Raw genomic sequence first — 16,023 nt, 5'->3', positions numbered from 1 at the left:
ACGGAATTCAATGCGTTATTTGGTCACTCATGGTTAACTCGCGCTGAAGGCGAGGCGCGAAAGCTTGGCCGTTATTTTGCGTCATCTGGCGCCGCCTGCGCCAAATTGGGACAGTCCGGCTCCGCCCGGTCGCGGCCTCGCGGCCCCCTTACCCACCCTTATGAAGACAAACCTTCCACTCAAGTCCGGTGTGCGGGGAGGGATCGTCTATAACGGCGCGCCAGCCAGGGGGAAGAGAAGATGCGGGCCGATGAGGTTTCCCGAAACAACCAGGCGGGCTGGGACCGCCGTGTCGAAGAACAGGACGTCTGGACGCGGCCCGTATCCCCGGGGGACGTGGCCCGCGCCAGGCTGGGCGACTGGTCGGTGGTCCTGACCCCTCATATCCCGGTCCCGCACGACTGGTTTGGAGAGATCGAAGGCAAGGATGTCCTGGCCCTGGCCTCCGGCGGCGGGCAGCAGGGGCCGATCCTGGCGGCGGCGGGCGCACGGGTGACCGTGTTCGACGCCTCGGCCCGGCAACTGGCGCAGGACGAGGTGGTGGCGGCCCGCGAGGGACTTTCCCTCACCACACGCCAGGGCTTCATGCACGACCTGTCGGCCTTCGACGACGCCAGCTTCGACCTGATCTTCCACCCCGTCTCCAACTGCTTCGCGCCAGAGATCCTGCCGGTGTGGCGCGAGTGCTTCCGAGTGCTGCGGCCGGGTGGGGCGCTGCTGGCGGGCTTCATGAACCCAATGGTCTACGTCTTCGACGCGGCCGCCGAGGAACGCGGTGAGCTGATCGTCAGGCACGCCCTGCCCTATGCCGACATCACCCACCTGCCGCCCGACGAGCTGGACCGGCGGGTGGCCCGCGACCACACTGTGGAGTTCAGCCATACCCTGGAGGCGCAGATCGGCGGCCAGCTGCAGGCCGGCCTCGTCCTGACCCACATGTTCGAGGACCGAGATGGCGGCGCGCCCGATACCGGACGCTCCGCCTATTTCCCGACCTGCATGGCGACGCGAGCTGTGAAGCTCTAGGCGTTCGCGGTCACCGGCGGCATCTGGTAGGGCGGCGCGCCGGGCGGGCGGCCGATCCAGATCTGGCCGCTGCGGGCCATCACCTGGCCGTTGGCGTCGAACAGGGCGACGCCGGCGAAGTGCTTGCGGCCCTCGACCCGGTCGGCCCAGGCGACGACGACATAGGTCTCCCCGGCCTTGGGCTTGACCAGGACCTCGCCGGCCATGGTGCCCAGCAGGCCCACGGGGGTCTCGGTCTTCACCCACCAGGCCATGGAGCCCGAGCAGTCGAGCGCCGCCCAGGTGATCTCGTCGGGCATGGTCCCATCGGGGTTGGCGAAGTTGGCGTGCGGGGTCCAGAGGCCGGCGCAGGTTCCCAGAGGCGCGCCGTCGATCTGGCCGACGTGAACGCCCAGGCCCTCGCCGTCCTCACGCTCGATGCAGCAGGAGAAGCAGCCGCGATGCAGGGACTTCTGCGCAAACCGCGAGGCGGCCTGATAGCGACGGGCCTCTTCCACCGTGGGCGGGGTCGGCGGCATGGGGATGGCGTCGTCGGCGGCTGGCTTGGCCGAGCCGAGCGGCTGGCCCTCGGCGTTGCTCAGCACCACGCTGCCGTCCTCACCGGGGGTGAGGGTGACGGGGACATCCAGCGGAACCCCGCTGCGCAGCATGGCGCTGCCGCGGCCGCCGACCGCATTGGAGAGCACGCCGCAGATATAGCCGCCGTTGGCGGTGACGGGTGGGCCGCGGAATTGTCTCGGAACAATGATCTCGGACATTGGAAATGAATCTCAGGTTCGTTGAAATGAAAAAGGCTATGTCCGTTCTCTGCCGTCCGACGACGGACTCTGCAATGGGTCTGGGCCTTGAGACGCAGCTCAATTGGCTTGCGGCCTGCCTATTGAGCCTGCGGTTGGCGGCTCTTGTTCAGCAACTCGAGATAGCGGTTAAGGCTCCCGGGCGGCAGGCTTCCGCGGTCTTGAAGCTTGGCGATGAGGTGCCCCACTAGGTCGAAGCTGTCGTAGCAGTAGTGGGCGATCAGCGCTGTTCGGCGCAGGATTTCATCGTCCCACGACTCGACCCGCGCGAAGTCCTTCATGTAGACGATGTCGGCCTCCAGCAGCTGGTTGAAGGGAGCCCGGTCGCTGTTTCTGCGCCGCACGGGTGAGATCGACCAGCGTTTCACATCGGTGAAGCAGTGCGGAATGTAGCCTTGGTCACGCATCCAGACGTCGACCTCGCCGAACGATGGCTGGTTCTCGTAGAGCGGGACGAAAGACACTTCCAGCTGGATCATGCAGCAGTCCCGCAGCCGTTCGACGCCATGCTGAAGCACCTGAAGCTCGGCCCCCTGAATATCCATCTTCAGATAGTCGAGGTTCGGCAGGTGCTCCACCGCGTCGAGGCGGGTGGTGGCGACCCGCTCGGAGCCGTGAATCTCACCGAAGGCGGTAAAGCCGTTGAAGAAGGCCAGGCCGGGTGAGGAGGGTTTCAGCAGGGAGGTCATTCCTGACGCAGGACTGGCCAGGTGAAGCATTTGCTCAGAGCCATCGCCGAGGTCTGCGTGAAAAGCGCGAGGTCGCCCCCGTAAATCCGCCTCAGTTCGTCGTGTTGCCGAACGTCGGCGTCAAAGGCGTTGAGCCGGGCAAGTCCGAGGTCGATCAGCTTCTTGTACGGCGGCGTCTCGGCGATGGCCGCGGCGCCGATGTCGGCGACCTCAATCTTGCCGCCACAGCCCAGGAGTTCGGCGATTTCGGGAGGCGGCTCTTCGGGCATGTCCTGGGTTCGTCCGCTTCGCTCGGGCCCTCCTCTTACCGGCGGCCAGTCTGCATGGGGAGTTAATTTGCAGGCGGGCCGAGGCTCCCGGGCTGGGAGGGTTTACTTGGGCGCTGCGTTCGCGGCAGGGTCGGCCAAATTCAATAGGGAAGTGGGCGCATGAACCCCAAGGCCGAATTCGACATCATCGTCTATGGCGCCACCGGCTTCACCGGGCGTCTGGTGGCCGAGTACCTCGCCAAGCAGTACGGCGTCGGCGGCGACGTGAAGTGGGCCATGGCTGGCCGCTCCGCCGACAAGCTGGCCTCGGTCCGCGACGAGATCGGCGCGCCCAAGGACACCCCCCTGATCGTGGCCGACGCCTCGGACCCGGCTTCGGTGAAGGCCATGGTCTCCCGCGCCAAGGCGATCCTCACCACGGTCGGCCCCTACCAGCTCTATGGCTCGGACCTGGTGGCCGAGTGCGCCGCCCAGGGGACCGACTATCTCGATCTCTCGGGCGAGCCCAACTGGATGGCGGAGATGATCGGCAAGCATGAGGCCGCCGCCAAGCAGAGCGGCGCGCGCATCCTGTTCTCCTGCGGCTTCGACTCCATTCCCTTCGAGCTGGGCGTCTACTTCGCCCAGAAGACCGCCAAGGAAAAACTCGGCGCCATGGTCCCCCGCGTGAAGGGCCGGATGCGCCGGATGCTGGGCGGCCTGTCGGGCGGCACGGCGGCCTCGGGCCGCGCCACCATGGCGGCGCTACAAAAGGACCCCAGCCTGTTCGCCTTGATGATCAACCCCTTCGCCCTGACCCCGGGCTTCACCGGTCCGGCCCAGCCGCCTGGCAACAAGCAGGAGCACGACCCCGACGTCGGCGCTGACGTCGGCCCCTTCATGATGGCGGCGATCAACACCAAGAACGTCCACCGCTCCAACCTGCTGCAGGGCCACCCCTACGGGACTGACTTCGTCTATGACGAGATGTCGATCATCGATCCGAGGGCGCCCGCCGCCTTCGCCGACATGCCCGCCGAGGGCGGTCCGCAGCCGGGTGAAGGCCCCAGCAAGGAAGAGCGGGAGGCTGGTTTCTACGACTGCCTGTTCATCGGCATCGCCCCGGACGGCCGCAAGGTTCAGGTCTCGGTCTATGGCGACAAAGACCCGGGCTACGGCTCCACCTCCAAGATCATCGCCGAGACGGCCATCACCCTCGTGAAGGCCGCCGACGTGGCGGGCGGTATCTGGACGCCTGGCGCGGCTCTGGGCGACCGGCTGGTGACGCGGCTGTCGGACAAGGCGGGCCTGACCTTCAAGGTCGAGAGCTGAAGCCCGCCCTGGCGCGTTAGACGCTCAGGACCTTGAAGGAATATCCATGAGCGTTGCGTTCACCAAGGAAGGGGATGCGGAGGCCACCGCCGCCGACCTCCCCGACCGCCCGATCTCGCCGCACCCGAACCTGGTGACGCCGGAAGGCCTGGCCTTCATCGACGCCGCCCTGGCCCAGGCGCGCGCCGACTATGCGGCGGCCCAGCACGCCGGCGGCATCGAGGCCGACCGCACCGCCATGGCCAGGGCCACCCGCGACCTGCGCTACTATTCCGCCCGCCGCGCCAACGCCCAGCTCATCGAGCCCAGTGATGACACGGACACCGTCCGCTTCGGCGGCGGCGTCACCATCGATCGCGAGGACGGCCGCCGGCAGACCTTCCGCATCGTCGGCGAGGACGAGGCCGACCCGGCCCAGGGCACGGTGTCTCACGTCTCCCCCCTGGCGCGCGCCCTGATGGGCAAGTCCGTCGGCGACACCGCCATGCTGGCGGGCGCCGAGGTGGAGATCGTCGCCGTCGGTTAATTCCATGGAACAAGGTTCTCCGAGACTTGGCGCGGGGCCCACAAGCTGCGACATTCTCGGCAGCCGCCCGGGCTGATCGGCCGGCGTGACAGCGTCCCGGGGGGGATGAGATGGCTGCAGTTTCTGATGGCGCACCCGCGCCGGTCGGCCGGGACGAGGGCTTTTTCGTCCGGGGCGCCGCCGCAATGGCCCTGGTGATCGTCGCAGGGTTCTCCGTTCAACTGGCGATGGGGCGCTCGAGCTTCTCCGCCCCGCCACTCGTTCACGCCCACGCGATCGTGTTCATGGGTTGGGTCGCGATCTATCTGCTGCAGAACGTTTTCGCGGCGACGGGGCAGGCGGCCTTGCACCGCCGTCTTGGCTGGATCGCCGCGGCCTGGGTGGTGCCCATGCTGATCCTCGGGTTCGCGGTGACGCTCGCGATCGTGCGCCGCGGCGGCGTGCCGTTCTTCTTCCGGCCGCAGCAATTTCTGATCTTCGACCCGGTGTCGTTGCTGACCTTCGCCGGCCTGACCATCGCCGCGATCCTGATGCGCAGGCAGACCGATTGGCACCGCCGCCTGCATTTCTGCGCGATGTCGATCTTGCTTGGCCCAGGCTTCGGGCGATTGCTGCCTATGCCCCTGCTCGCGCCCTGGGCCTGGGAGGCGACCCTTGTGGTGTGCTTGATCTTCCCCTTGGCGGGGATGTGGTTCGACAAGCGTCGCAGCGGCCGCGCGCATCCGGCCTGGAGCTGGGGCGTCGCTGCGATGATCGGCTCCCTGCTGGTGACGGAGGCGATCACCTACAGTCCGGTCGGCGACGCGATTTATCGCGCCGCCGTGGCCGGATCGCCGGGGGCCGCCGTGGCGCCCCTGGCGTTCCCGGCGCCGCCCGGGCCCCCAGCCGCCGGCTAACCCCGCCGTCCCCGGCCACCCGGCCGGATGGGGGAGGGCGCCGACTGGCCGCCGCGCGTACGCCCGCCCGCGTCCTGCCAGCGGGGCCGCGAGGCGCCGTGCGCGCCCTTGGTGGCGGACCCCGCCATCGCCTCCCACTTCACAGCGTAGCGGATGAAGGCCAGGGTCTCCGTCACCGCCTGCGGATCGGCGGGCGCCAGCTTGTGGGCCAGCACCGATCGCCCGATGGCCCAAGACCGGTCGATCAGCCCCGCCCATTTCGCATCGAGCCGCCCCTTGGCCCAGGCGCTGGCGGCCTTCTTCGAGGTCACCGTCCCGGTCTCCAGGCTGTGCAGCATCCGGCAGTACTGGGTGACGATGAACGCCTGCAACCAGTTGGCGTCGATGGCCACCGACCCGCCCAGCCACAGGGTGGTCACCCGGCGGAACAGGGTGCGAATCTCCGCCCGCAGGGCGTCGGGCGTCACGGGGTCCACCAGCTGGTCGGGCGGAGGGCCGGCGAGCACGATGCCCTTCTCCCGCAGACACCAGCGCACCACCAGGCTGTTGTCGTGCTCGGACCGCACCAGGCGGCTGGCGCCGTTGTCGAGATAGAGGAACGGATAGGCCCGGGCCGGCATGTCGGCCATGCCCGGATCGGCCCAGCCCGGCGCGCGCGGCTCCCCCGGAGGGTCGCGAGGCTCGGGGCTCCAGCGCCGCAGGACGGCGGCCGGCGCATAGGAGCCCTCCAGATGCTGCGCCCAGGGCGAGGGCAGCTTGAAGAGCTCGGCATGCGTGGCTTGCAGGGCGGGCTGTTGGGCGAGCGGCACGTCGCGGGCGGTGACGATCAGGAAATCGACGTCGCTCTGTTCGTCGGCGTCGCCCACCGCAAAGGAGCCCTGCAGATAGGCCCCCACGAAGTTGCCGCCGAGCACGGCCTGGGCGCGGGTCACAAGCTGGTGGAGCACGCCGTTGAGGTCGGCATAGGGGGTCGCGCCCTCGCGCGCCGGGGTGTGGGATTGGGGCATGGAATATCCGTGGTCGGAACCGGCGCACACGGGCGCGGGCTCGAATGAGAGCAATGATCGGGAAAGCGAGGCGCGCTGGGCGCCGCCCGGTCAGCTGTCTGTGGCCACCAATGAGTCCTCCAACTGGAGGGGAGAGCCTAAACCCGCGTCGCGTCGCGCGTCTAGATGGCGACGGAGGTCTTGCGCGCCAGGGTCTCGATCTCGTTGCGGATCGAGCCCGCCGAGCTCTTGATCAGGGCTGAAACCCCACGCCGGGCCGCCTCGCGGTCGCAGGACAGCACCATCTGCTTCACTGGCCCCAGGCCCGCCGGCGGCATGGACAGCCGCTCGAAGCCGAGCGCCACCAGGACGAAGGCCTCCAGGGGCCGGCCGGCCATCTCGCCGCAGACCGAGACCGGGGTGCCGGTCTCGGCGCAGGCCTGCTGGATCTGCTGCAGGGCCCGAAGCGCCGGCGGGGACAGGAAGTCGTAGCGGTCGGCCACGCGCGGGTTCCCCCGGTCGGCGGCGAACAGGTATTGCATCAGGTCGTTGGTCCCAACGCTGACGAAGTCGGTCATCGGCAGCAGGGCGTCCAGGTGCCAGATCAGCGACGGCGCCTCGATCATGGCCCCCACCTCCAGCCGCGAGGGCGCCGCGCGGCCCCGCCGCTGGGCCCAGGCGATTTCGTGGTCCACCAGGGCGCGCGCCGCCCGGAACTCGTCCACATTGGCCACCAGCGGGAACATGATCCGCAGCGGCCGGCCTCTGGCGGCGGCGATCAGCGCCCGCAGCTGCAGCCGCAGCAGGGCCGGCCGGTCCAGGCCCATGCGGATCGCCCGCCAGCCCAGGGCTGGATTGTCCTCCCGCTCGGCCTCTAGATAGGGCAGCACCTTGTCCCCGCCCAGGTCGAGCGTCCGGAAGGTCACCGCCAGGTCGCCGGCCGCGTCCATGACCCGGCCATAGAGGGCGGTCTGGGCGTTGAAGCGCGGCATCTCCTCGGCCACCATGAACTGGAACTCGGTGCGGAACAGGCCGATGCCCTCCGCCCCGGTCTCGGCCAGGATGTCCAGGTCGACGTCCAGGCCTGCGTTCATCAGCAGGGTGATCTTGGCGCCGTCGCGGGTGAAGGCCGGGGTGTCGCGCAGCTTGGCGAATTCCGCCCGCCGCTGGGTGCGCACCTCAAGTCTGGCCTGCAGCGCCTTGATGACGTCGGGCCGGGGCCGCAGATAGGCCTCGCCGGTCTCGGCGTCGACGATGACGGTGTCGCCCTCCGACACCTTGTCCCGCAGGCCCGCCAGCCGCCCCACGCAGGGGATGTCCAGCGCGCGCGCCACGATGGCCGCGTGGCTCGCCGCCGAGCCTTCCTCCAGCAAAAGGCCCTTCAGCTTGGTGCGGTCGTATTCCAGCAGGTCGGCGGGGCCTAGGTTGCGGGCGATCAGGATGGCGCCCTGGGGCAGTTCGCGGGTTTTGTGACCTTCGCCCGACAGGTGGCGCAGCAGCCGGTCGTTGAGGTCTTCGAGGTCGTGCAGCCGTTCGCGCAGATAGGGGTCGCGGGCCTGGCCCAGGCGGGCGCGGTGCTCGGAACGCACTCGCTCCACCGCCGCCTCGGCGGTCAGGCCGTTGCGCACCGCGTCCTCCAGGCTGCGGTTCCAGCCGCGGTCGTGGGCGAACATCCGGTAGGTGTCGAGCACCTCATAACTGGCTTCAACCAGCCCGTGCTGGCCGTCCAGCATCTGGTCGATCTGGGCCTGCAGGCTGGCGACCGCGGTGGACAGCCGGATCTCCTCGGCCGCCACGTCGTCGCTCAGCAGCTTGGAGGTCGCCACCGGCGGCTCGTGCAGGACCACGACGCCCAGCGCCAGGCCGTCGGCGAACTTGGCGCCCTTCAGCCGCTCGGGGCGGTGGGGCACCAGCTCGGCGTTCTTCAGCGCGCCTTCGCTGGCCAGCTCGCTGCTGGCCACCATCTCGGCCAGCACCATGGCGACGATCTGCAGGTCCTCGACCTCGTCGTCGGAATAGACCCGCTCGGTGCGGTTCTGGACCACCAGCACGCCGATCACCCGCCCGCCGCGCAGCAGGGGCACCCCCATGAAGGCGTGGAACGGGTCTTCGCCGGTCTCGGGGCGGTAGGAGAAGGCTGGGTGGTTGGGGGCGTCCGACAGGTTCAGCGGCCGGCCCAGGCGAAGAATCTCGCCCACCAGGCCCTCGCCGGGCTTCAGCCGGGTGACGTGGACAGCGGTGGGGTCCAGGCCCTCGGTGGCGAACAGCTCCATGTCGTTGGCGCCGCCGCGCATGTAGAGCGAGCAGACCTCGGCCACCATCGAGCGCGCGATGATGCGCACCACCATGTCCAGGCGTGACTGCGCGGGCCCGCCGCCGGCCAGCGCCTCGCGGATCTGCCGCAGCAGGCTCCGTTGTCCTCGAATGGCGATGCCTGGTGCGGCCATCGGCCCTGCGTCCCTCCCGAAACTCCCGCCCAGCCGGGCGGCCGCGGCCAGCCCGGCCGTCTTGACCGCTCCCTAGCAGCTTTGGACGTCGGAACGGAGACGGAAAAGCGTCGAGTGGACGCAGGAATGTCGCCGGTGGCGCAAGTTTGAGCGCGCGGACCGCGGGGCGATGACGAACTTTGATCTGGCTCAATGCGGCCGGGGCCCTCCACACCCGACCCTGGGAGGGCCGCGGTGCAACGACGCCAGCGTGCGGGGGAGGGACCATGACGTCATCGGGCGGATTGCCGCGGGTGAGGCGGATCGGCATGGCCGCGCCGTTCCGCTGGCTGGGGGGCGCCTGGAAAGATCTCTGGCGCGCCTGGCCGCCTCTCCTGGCCTACGGATTGGCGCTGGCGGCCTTCAGTGTGTGGATGACCCTGAGCTTCGTGGCCACCGGCGGCGCCTTCTGGGTCTTCGCCCTGACCTGCGGCTTTGTCTTCGTAGCGCCCATGCTGGCCATGGGGCTCTACGAGGCCGGCGCCCTGCTGGCCCGTGGCGAGCGCCCAACCCTGGCCCGCATGCTGTTCGTGCCCCGGGCGCTCTCGGCCGACGTCGCCATCCTGGGCCTGGCCCTGCTGATGATCTTCTTCTTCTGGCTGCAGATCGCCCAGATCGTCTACGGCCTGTCGACCTGGGTCATCTACCGCACGGTGGAGACCCTGGCGGCCTTCGCGCTCACCACGCCGGAGGGTCAGCGCATGCTGATCGTCGGCTCCCTGATCGGCGGGGCCATCGCCTTCCTCACCTACTGCCTGGTGGTGGTCTCGGCCCCCATGCTGCTGGACCGGGGGACCAGCGTCTTCGCCGCCACCATCACCAGCTTCCGCGCCGTGGCCGCCAATTTCGGACCGATGATCGTCTGGGCCCTGCTGATCGCGGCCCTTACCCTGTCGACCATCCTCACCGGCTTCCTGGCCCTGGTGATCGTCTTCCCCTGGCTCGGCCTCGCCACCTGGCGCGCCTATGGTGAGTTGGTGGAGGCTCCGGACGCATCCACGGTGGGGCCGGCTCCGTAGCTGGTCACAGACGAGGAGACGGGCAGATGGCCAATGCGTTTGAACTGGGCGCGGCGATCCTGGGGGGCCTGGGCGCCTTGGTGGGGATCCGCGCGGGGACCGAACAGCCGCGCTACACCGTTGTCGAGCGGCTCGGAGACCTGGAGGTTCGCCACTACGGCCCTCGGCTCGCCGCAGAAGCCACCGTGTCGGGTTCAGCCACGGCGGCGCGCAGCGCTGGTTTCGAGGCGGTGGCCGGCTACATCTTCGGCGCCAACACCGCCAAGTCCTCCATCGCCATGACCGCGCCAGTGGCCCAGAGCGCTGCGGGCGGTTCCCAGACCATCGCCATGACCGCCCCGGTGACCCAGACCGCCGACGGGGCGGGGTCCTGGAAGGTGCAGTTCATCATGCCGGCCCGCTACACGCGGGCCACCCTGCCGGTCCCCACCAGCGACAAGGTCTCAATCGTCGAGCTGCCGGCCCAGGACTACGCGGTCCTGCGGTTCTCCGGCTCGCGCAGCGGCCCGGCGGTGGCGCGCCGCACCGGCCAGCTCGCCAGCGCCCTCGCAGGCCAGGGCTGGAAGGCCACCGGCCCGCCCACCGCCTGGTTCTACGACCCGCCCTGGACCCCGTCCTTCCTGCGCCGCAACGAGGTCGCCGCCCCGGTGGCGCTGACCATCTCCGCAGGCTCTACGACGCCGCGCTAACTGGCGAGCCGCAGAGCGCCCACACGCCGAGCAGTCTCATCGAGGGGCTGTATTCCGTCACTCGGGCCGGTTGAGGATCGCGGCCGTGGCCACCATCTCCCCCAGCAGGGCCATGGTCGCCGCGCCCGAGCAGTCGAAGGGGTCCAGCTCCACGCGCTTGAAGTACTTCAGCAACAGGGCGGGGTTGAGCTTGGCGATGCTCACATGGCCCATGGTCCAGTTGCCGAACCGCCGCTCGGAGATTTCCTCATAGGTCAGCAGGCGCACCTGCTGGTGGCGGTCGTCCCGGACGAGGGCGTTGAACAGCTCGCAGACCTCGTCGCGGCCGCCCTCGATCACCTGGATGAACAGGTTTTCAGACACACACAGCAGGCCGGTGATCCCCAGGGCGGGGTTGTTCTTTCGCGACTGCTCCAGGATCAGGTCCAGGCCGGGACCCTGGAGAGCGGCCGACGGGCGGCTGGCGTACAGGCAGCGAACGAGCATCCTCAGCTCCGGTGCTTCAGCAGCGAGAGGAACTCGCTGCGCAGGTTGTGGTCCTTCAGGAAGGAGCCGCGCATGACGCTGTTGATCATCATGGTCTCGTTGTCCTTCACGCCGCGCCAGTGCATGCAGAAGTGATCGGCCTCCATCACCACGGCCAGGCCGTCGGGGCGCACCTTTTCCATCAGCAGGTCGGCCATCTGGGTGATGGCCTCCTCCTGGATCTGCGGCCGTGACATCACCCACTCGGCCAGGCGGGAATATTTCGACAGGCCGATCAGGTTGGAGTGCTCATTGGGCATCAACCCCACCCACAGCTTGCCCATGATCGGACAGAAGTGGTGGCTGCAGGCGCTGCGGATGGTGATCGGGCCCACGATCATCAGCTCGTTCAGGGCCTCGGCGTTGGGGAACTCGGTGACCGGCGGGGCCGGGGCGTAGCGCCCTCGAAACACCTCGGTCAGGTACATCTTGGCGACCCGCTTGGCGGTCTCCTGGGTGTTGTGATCGCTCTGGGTGTCGATCACCAGGCTGTCGAGCACGCCCTTGAACTTCCCCTCCACCTCGGCCAGCAGCGCCTCAAGCTCCCCGGGCTCCAGGAAGGCGGAGATGTTGTCATTGGCGTGGAAGCGCTTCTTGGAGGCCTTCAGCCGGGCGCGGATCCTCGCGGAAACCGGCTGCGCGTCGGGCGCGTCATCGACAGGCGTCTTGGTCACCGGGTCTCCACTCCTGAACTCTGGGCGCGGGCGCACGCGGCCTCTGGCGAGGCCTGCGCTCCGACGCCCAATCGATACGATGGCCAAGCTGTTCCAGATGCAACCTCCACCGCAGGACTATCTGCGGCCGTTCCTGCGACTTTCGGGCAAAGCCCGAGTTCTGTGAGCTGTTGATTCGCCAGACGGCTGGAGGAGGAAGGGGACAGGTCAGCCAGCTTGACCGTTCGTCTCTGCTTCCCGCCCGGGGAGCGCCAGACCTGCTTCGCGTCTTGTTCGCAAGCCCCTTTGCTCTGCGAGGCCTGCAAAGCGCCAGGGCAGCGTCTCGCTGGCATGAAATGGGACGAACTCCTCCGACGCTTCCATGAGCTTCGCGGGCACATCGACCGGTCGCCGTTCGAGAACGATCTGATCGCTATTTGGAGCAAGGCCGTAGAAGGCCGGTCCGTACTCAGATGCAAACCCCTCAAGGCGATGCAGAGCCCCTTCCTCTTCGAAGGTCATGGCGTAACTCTCGATCGCAAACGGGGCGTTGAAGATGCCGGCGCAACCACATGCCGATTCCTTCTGCATGACCGAATGTGGCGCAGAGTCCGTGCCCAGGAAGAACTTCGGTGATCCCGACGTCGCCGCGCGCCGAAGCGCGAGACGGTGCGACTCGCGCTTCGGCACAGGCAGGCAATAGTGATGCGGTCGGACCCCGCCCTCAAACATCGCATTGCGGTTCATTCTGAGGTGATGGGGAGTGATCGTCGCCGCAAGATTTGGTCCGCCGCCGATGACAAACGAGACCGCGTCCGCCGTCGTGATGTGCTCGAAAACCGTCTTGAGCCCTGGGAAGGCGACGTTGATTTTGGAGAAAACCCGCTCAATGAAGACAGCTTCGCGATCGAAGATGTCGATGGTCGGGTCTGTGACCTCACCGTGTACCAGAAGGGGCATGCCGATGCGCTGCATGCGCTCCAGGACGGGAAACACCTTGTAGATATCGGTGACACCGTGTTCCGCGTTCGTTGTGGCGTGCGCCGGATAGAGCTTACAGGCGGCGAACACCTTTCTGGCGAAGCCTCGGGCTATTTCGCCGGGGTCGGCCTCATCGGTGAGGTAGCAGACCATCAGCGGGTCGAACCTCAAGGCGGGATCGACAGCCTGCTTGATCCGCTCGCGATAGGCTTCAGCAGCCGCAACGGTCAAGATCGGTGGAACGAGATTTGGCATGACGATGGCGCGCCGGAACTGCCGCGCCGTGTAGGACGCGACAGCCGACAGCACATCGCCGTCGCGCAGATGGACATGCCAATCGTCCGGTCGCCTCAGGACGAGGCGGTCGTGCTGGGACGGCAGAGTCATGGACGGGGCATCAATCAAAAATTTCGAAGATGTCGCGACGCTTCTTCTTGCGATAGCCGTCGTCGTCGCGGTCGTATCGGCCTGGGTTCTCCGAACGGTATTCACTGGTCGCTGGTCGCTGATACCCGAGCGCAGATGGCGCCGGACGCCCTGGCGCCTCTCCGGAGGTTATAAGTTTCTCCAGTTCGCCGCGGTCTAGCCAGACGCCACGACAGGTGGGCCACATGTCGAATTCGACCCCGTCGCGGTTAACGGTCGACATCGCGGCGTTGTCGTTCGTGCACAGTAGCAGCGGCATAGCTTGGTCTCCCAAGAAAAGGCGTCAGCGCCGCTGACCGAGGAAAGTCAGCAGAAACTGGAACAGGTTCACGAAGTCGAGGTAGAGGCTCAGCGCCCCAAAGCTTGTAGCGGAGCCTAGCGCGGCCTTGTCGCCACCGAGCTGGTAGTAGGTCAGCTTCAGGCGTTGGGTGTCATGGGCGGTCAGACCAGCGAAAATGAGCACACCAATGCCGCTGATCATCAGCATCAACAGCGATGACTGCAGCACGAGGTTGACCAGACTGGCGATGAGCAGACCGACGACGCCCATGATCAGGAAAGCGCCGACGCCGGTCAGGTCACGCTTTGTGGTGTAGCCATAGAGGCTAAGCGCGCCAAAGGCCGTGGCGGTGACCAGAAAGGTCGAGGCCAAGCTCTGACCTGTGTACCGCAAGGCCAGCGCGCCGAACGATGCGCCGATCAGCGCTACGACCGTCCAGTAGAGGGCGCTAGCGGTCCTCGCGGACGCGTTCCGCATCAGGAAGGCCGAGCCCAGCAGGACCATGAGCGGTGCGAACACGAGGATCGTTCCCGCCAGGGTGTAGCCCGAGAGACGCCCGTCCGAGACGACGAACAGGGCGTTGCGCGCCGGCGCCCAGGCGGAGGTGCCCCAGGCCAGGCCCGCCGAGACCAGGAGGCCAAGGGCCATCTTGTTGTAGACGCCCAGCATGAACCCCCGCAGCCCGGCGTCGATCGCCATGTTGGGCCGGGTCAGGGCCTGGTCCAGGGTCGGATTCAACTTTTCCATGGGAAGCTCCCTTCAAGGGTTAGGACTAAGCAGCGGGTGGGGTTGCTGCAGCGACCCCCGGCCGGGTTCGCCAGAGCGACCAGATGACGCCTGTGGCGAGGATGGCGAAGGTGACACCCAAGGAGATGGCGGGCGGGAACTTCGTCCATCCCAGCAGGTCGGCGACAAAGATCTTCGAGCCGATGAAGATCAGCAGCACAGCCAGAGCCTGCTTCAAATAGGCGAAGCGATGGATGATGGCCGCGAGGGCGAAATACAGCGCCCGCAGGCCAAGGATCGCGAAGATGTTGGAGGTGTAGATGATGTAGGGGTCCGTGGTGATCGCGAAGATCGCCGGCACCGAGTCCACCGCGAAGATCACGTCGGCGACCTCGATGAACAGCAGCGCCATGAACACGGGCGTCACATAGGTCGCGGGACGGCCGGTTTTCTGATCCGGCAGCCTGACGAAGAAGCGTTCTCCATGCAGCTCGTCAGTGACTCGCAGTCGGCGGCGCAGGAAGCGCAGCAGCGGGTTATCCCCCAGGCTGTGAGACTTGTCGGCCATGGCGATCATCTTCACGCCGGTCGCGATCAGGAAGACCGCAAAGACATACAGGAGCCAGGAGAACTCCGCGACCAGCGCGGCGCCGCCGGCGATCATGATGGCGCGAAGAATAATGACGCCAAGGATACCCCAGAACAGCACCCGGTGCTGATACTTCTGGGGAATAGCAAAGTATCCGAAAATCATCGCGATGACGAAGACGTTGTCCATCGCCAGGCTTTTCTCGACCACGAACCCGGTCAGGTATTCGATGCCGGATTGGGCGCCGAGCGTGAACCAGACCCATCCCCCGAAGCCGACACCGAGCGTCAGGTAGCCAAGCGACATCAGCAGGCTTTCGCGGACGCCGATTTCGCGGTGTTTTCGGTGCAGAACACCGAGATCGAGCACCAGCAGCACGACGACGAGTGCGAGGAAGCTCGCCCACATCCACACCGGCTTTGACAGAAAGTCCTGAGTCAGAAAGTCCATGAAGTCTCCGGGGCGCGTCGGTGATCAGACGCGGATGTCGAACGTGTGCGGACTCACGCGACGCAAGGTCGTGTGGTCACTGACGGTGTTGACAGGCTCGACCGGACGCTCGGTCGAAACACTGCGATGACCTGCGGCCTGACCAACGGTCTGAGTCAGCTGGGCGGCCATGGCCGCAGTCCAGTAAGGTATGGCGGGAGGTCCGATCCTCATGGCTGACGACCTTGATCCGCCACGATTTCGAACGTGGCAGGCTCTAGATCCAGCAGGTCGCAGAGCCGCAGGACGACATCGCGCTCTTCGGCGTCGAAGCCCCCGTCAGCCTCGGCGACCGCGCAGGCGGTCTCAACCAGCAACCGCGAGGGGCCCTGTCGACCAGCGAGACGTCGCACGGCTGCCTCGGCCGCCGCGACGCCATCTTCGAGATCCCGATCAAAGCGTTCGTTGAGGCTCTCGAAGCCCAACAGGACCTCCTGAACGCCAAACACGGCGACAGCCGGCGATCTGCGCATGCGTTCGACCGTGCGCTGGCGTTCATCCGGTGTGACCCAGCCATCAGCCTGAGCCACGAGGGCGCAGGCCGCGATGAGGGCATCCATCTCGACCTCGTCGCCTGGAGTCCAGACGTCGGTCGCCGAGATGGCGGGGGGAGTCCGATGCTTTTGGGTGGCAAATGTCACGGGCGCCTCCTGAGCGGTC

General features: G+C 67.3%; 19 protein-coding genes. 6 read left to right on the top strand and 13 right to left on the bottom strand.

Translation table 11 applies throughout. The annotated features are described in order from the left end of the window. Nucleotides 1-240: 240 nt before the first annotated feature. Nucleotides 241-1,026: a class I SAM-dependent methyltransferase gene (locus OCL97_RS01830; protein ID WP_377367066.1), complete on the top strand. Its 786-nt coding sequence runs from the start codon at nucleotides 241-243 to the stop codon at nucleotides 1,024-1,026. Here OCL97_RS01830 and OCL97_RS01825 read toward each other — a convergent pair. From OCL97_RS01825 to OCL97_RS01815, 3 genes are all read right to left on the bottom strand, one after another. After that, the gene (locus OCL97_RS01825) at nucleotides 1,023-1,784 is read right to left on the bottom strand and encodes a hypothetical protein (RefSeq protein WP_377367064.1); all 762 of its coding nucleotides are present in this window, start codon (nucleotides 1,782-1,784) and stop codon (nucleotides 1,023-1,025) included. The genes OCL97_RS01830 and OCL97_RS01825 overlap by 4 nt on opposite strands. A gap of 119 nt (nucleotides 1,785-1,903) precedes the next feature. After that, entirely contained in the window at nucleotides 1,904-2,512 is a 609-nt protein-coding gene (locus tag OCL97_RS01820) for an FkbM family methyltransferase (protein WP_377367062.1), read from the bottom strand. Next, a complete protein-coding gene (locus tag OCL97_RS01815; RefSeq protein WP_377367060.1) occupies nucleotides 2,509-2,781 on the bottom strand; it encodes a hypothetical protein in 273 nt (90 codons plus the stop codon). The genes OCL97_RS01820 and OCL97_RS01815 overlap by 4 nt, the downstream gene beginning before the upstream one ends. 159 nt (nucleotides 2,782-2,940) lie before the next feature. On the opposite strand from OCL97_RS01815, the gene OCL97_RS01810 reads away from it, so the two are divergent. The 3 genes from OCL97_RS01810 to OCL97_RS01800 all read left to right on the top strand — a co-directional run bounded on the left by OCL97_RS01810 (nucleotide 2,941) and on the right by OCL97_RS01800 (nucleotide 5,514). Beyond that, nucleotides 2,941-4,092: a saccharopine dehydrogenase family protein gene (locus tag OCL97_RS01810; RefSeq protein ID WP_377367058.1), complete on the top strand. Its 1,152-nt coding sequence runs from the start codon at nucleotides 2,941-2,943 to the stop codon at nucleotides 4,090-4,092. Between the two features lie 46 nt (nucleotides 4,093-4,138). After that, nucleotides 4,139-4,618: a transcription elongation factor GreA gene (gene greA, locus OCL97_RS01805; RefSeq protein WP_304774619.1), complete on the top strand. Its 480-nt coding sequence runs from the start codon at nucleotides 4,139-4,141 to the stop codon at nucleotides 4,616-4,618. Between the two features lie 185 nt (nucleotides 4,619-4,803). Continuing rightward, the gene (locus tag OCL97_RS01800; RefSeq protein ID WP_377367056.1) at nucleotides 4,804-5,514 is read left to right on the top strand and encodes a hypothetical protein; all 711 of its coding nucleotides are present in this window, start codon (nucleotides 4,804-4,806) and stop codon (nucleotides 5,512-5,514) included. Here the strand turns inward: OCL97_RS01800 and OCL97_RS01795 are convergent. Next, nucleotides 5,511-6,521 carry a nucleotidyltransferase domain-containing protein gene (locus tag OCL97_RS01795; RefSeq protein ID WP_377367054.1) on the bottom strand — a complete coding sequence of 337 codons (1,011 nt, stop codon included), beginning with the start codon at nucleotides 6,519-6,521 and terminating at the stop codon, nucleotides 5,511-5,513. The genes OCL97_RS01800 and OCL97_RS01795 overlap by 4 nt on opposite strands. A 161-nt stretch (nucleotides 6,522-6,682) precedes the next feature. Beyond that, a complete protein-coding gene (gene ptsP, locus OCL97_RS01790; RefSeq protein ID WP_305336698.1) occupies nucleotides 6,683-8,947 on the bottom strand; it encodes a phosphoenolpyruvate--protein phosphotransferase in 2,265 nt (754 codons plus the stop codon). Nucleotides 8,948-9,255: 308 nt separating this feature from the next. Here ptsP and OCL97_RS01785 point away from each other — a divergent pair, with 308 nt between their 5' ends. Beyond that, complete coding sequence (locus OCL97_RS01785) at nucleotides 9,256-10,005, top strand: DUF2189 domain-containing protein (RefSeq protein ID WP_377367052.1); 750 nt, start codon at nucleotides 9,256-9,258, stop codon at nucleotides 10,003-10,005. Between the two features lie 26 nt (nucleotides 10,006-10,031). Beyond that, nucleotides 10,032-10,694: an SOUL family heme-binding protein gene (locus OCL97_RS01780; protein ID WP_377367050.1), complete on the top strand. Its 663-nt coding sequence runs from the start codon at nucleotides 10,032-10,034 to the stop codon at nucleotides 10,692-10,694. Nucleotides 10,695-10,751: 57 nt separating this feature from the next. Here the strand turns inward: OCL97_RS01780 and OCL97_RS01775 are convergent, their stop codons facing one another. From OCL97_RS01775 to OCL97_RS01740, 8 genes are all read right to left on the bottom strand, one after another. Next, entirely contained in the window at nucleotides 10,752-11,180 is a 429-nt protein-coding gene (locus tag OCL97_RS01775) for a BLUF domain-containing protein (protein ID WP_377367048.1), read from the bottom strand. 2 nt (nucleotides 11,181-11,182) lie between these two features. After that, the gene (gene folE, locus OCL97_RS01770) at nucleotides 11,183-11,893 is read right to left on the bottom strand and encodes a GTP cyclohydrolase I (protein WP_305338142.1); all 711 of its coding nucleotides are present in this window, start codon (nucleotides 11,891-11,893) and stop codon (nucleotides 11,183-11,185) included. 207 nt (nucleotides 11,894-12,100) lie between these two features. Then, nucleotides 12,101-13,240 carry a dihydroorotase gene (pyrC, locus tag OCL97_RS01765; protein ID WP_377367045.1) on the bottom strand — a complete coding sequence of 380 codons (1,140 nt, stop codon included), beginning with the start codon at nucleotides 13,238-13,240 and terminating at the stop codon, nucleotides 12,101-12,103. 10 nt (nucleotides 13,241-13,250) lie between these two features. Continuing rightward, nucleotides 13,251-13,538, bottom strand: coding sequence for a TFIIB-type zinc ribbon-containing protein (locus tag OCL97_RS01760; protein ID WP_377367044.1), 288 nt, complete (start codon nucleotides 13,536-13,538; stop codon nucleotides 13,251-13,253). A 24-nt stretch (nucleotides 13,539-13,562) separates the two neighbouring features. Next, nucleotides 13,563-14,306, bottom strand: coding sequence for a Bax inhibitor-1/YccA family protein (locus OCL97_RS01755; RefSeq protein ID WP_377367042.1), 744 nt, complete (start codon nucleotides 14,304-14,306; stop codon nucleotides 13,563-13,565). Between the two features lie 25 nt (nucleotides 14,307-14,331). Further along, nucleotides 14,332-15,324: a TerC family protein gene (locus OCL97_RS01750; protein ID WP_305338145.1), complete on the bottom strand. Its 993-nt coding sequence runs from the start codon at nucleotides 15,322-15,324 to the stop codon at nucleotides 14,332-14,334. A gap of 24 nt (nucleotides 15,325-15,348) precedes the next feature. Further along, the gene (locus OCL97_RS01745; protein ID WP_304774643.1) at nucleotides 15,349-15,495 is read right to left on the bottom strand and encodes a hypothetical protein; all 147 of its coding nucleotides are present in this window, start codon (nucleotides 15,493-15,495) and stop codon (nucleotides 15,349-15,351) included. Nucleotides 15,496-15,533: 38 nt separating this feature from the next. Further along, nucleotides 15,534-16,004, bottom strand: coding sequence for a tellurite resistance TerB family protein (locus OCL97_RS01740; RefSeq protein ID WP_377367039.1), 471 nt, complete (start codon nucleotides 16,002-16,004; stop codon nucleotides 15,534-15,536). Between the last annotated feature and the right edge of the window lie 19 nt (nucleotides 16,005-16,023).

Source organism: Phenylobacterium ferrooxidans (assembly GCF_042714595.1).
Lineage (GTDB): Bacteria > Pseudomonadota > Alphaproteobacteria > Caulobacterales > Caulobacteraceae > Phenylobacterium > Phenylobacterium ferrooxidans.
The sequence above is the reverse complement of the archived record's forward strand: the minus strand, read 5'-3'. Positions and strand labels throughout refer to the sequence as shown.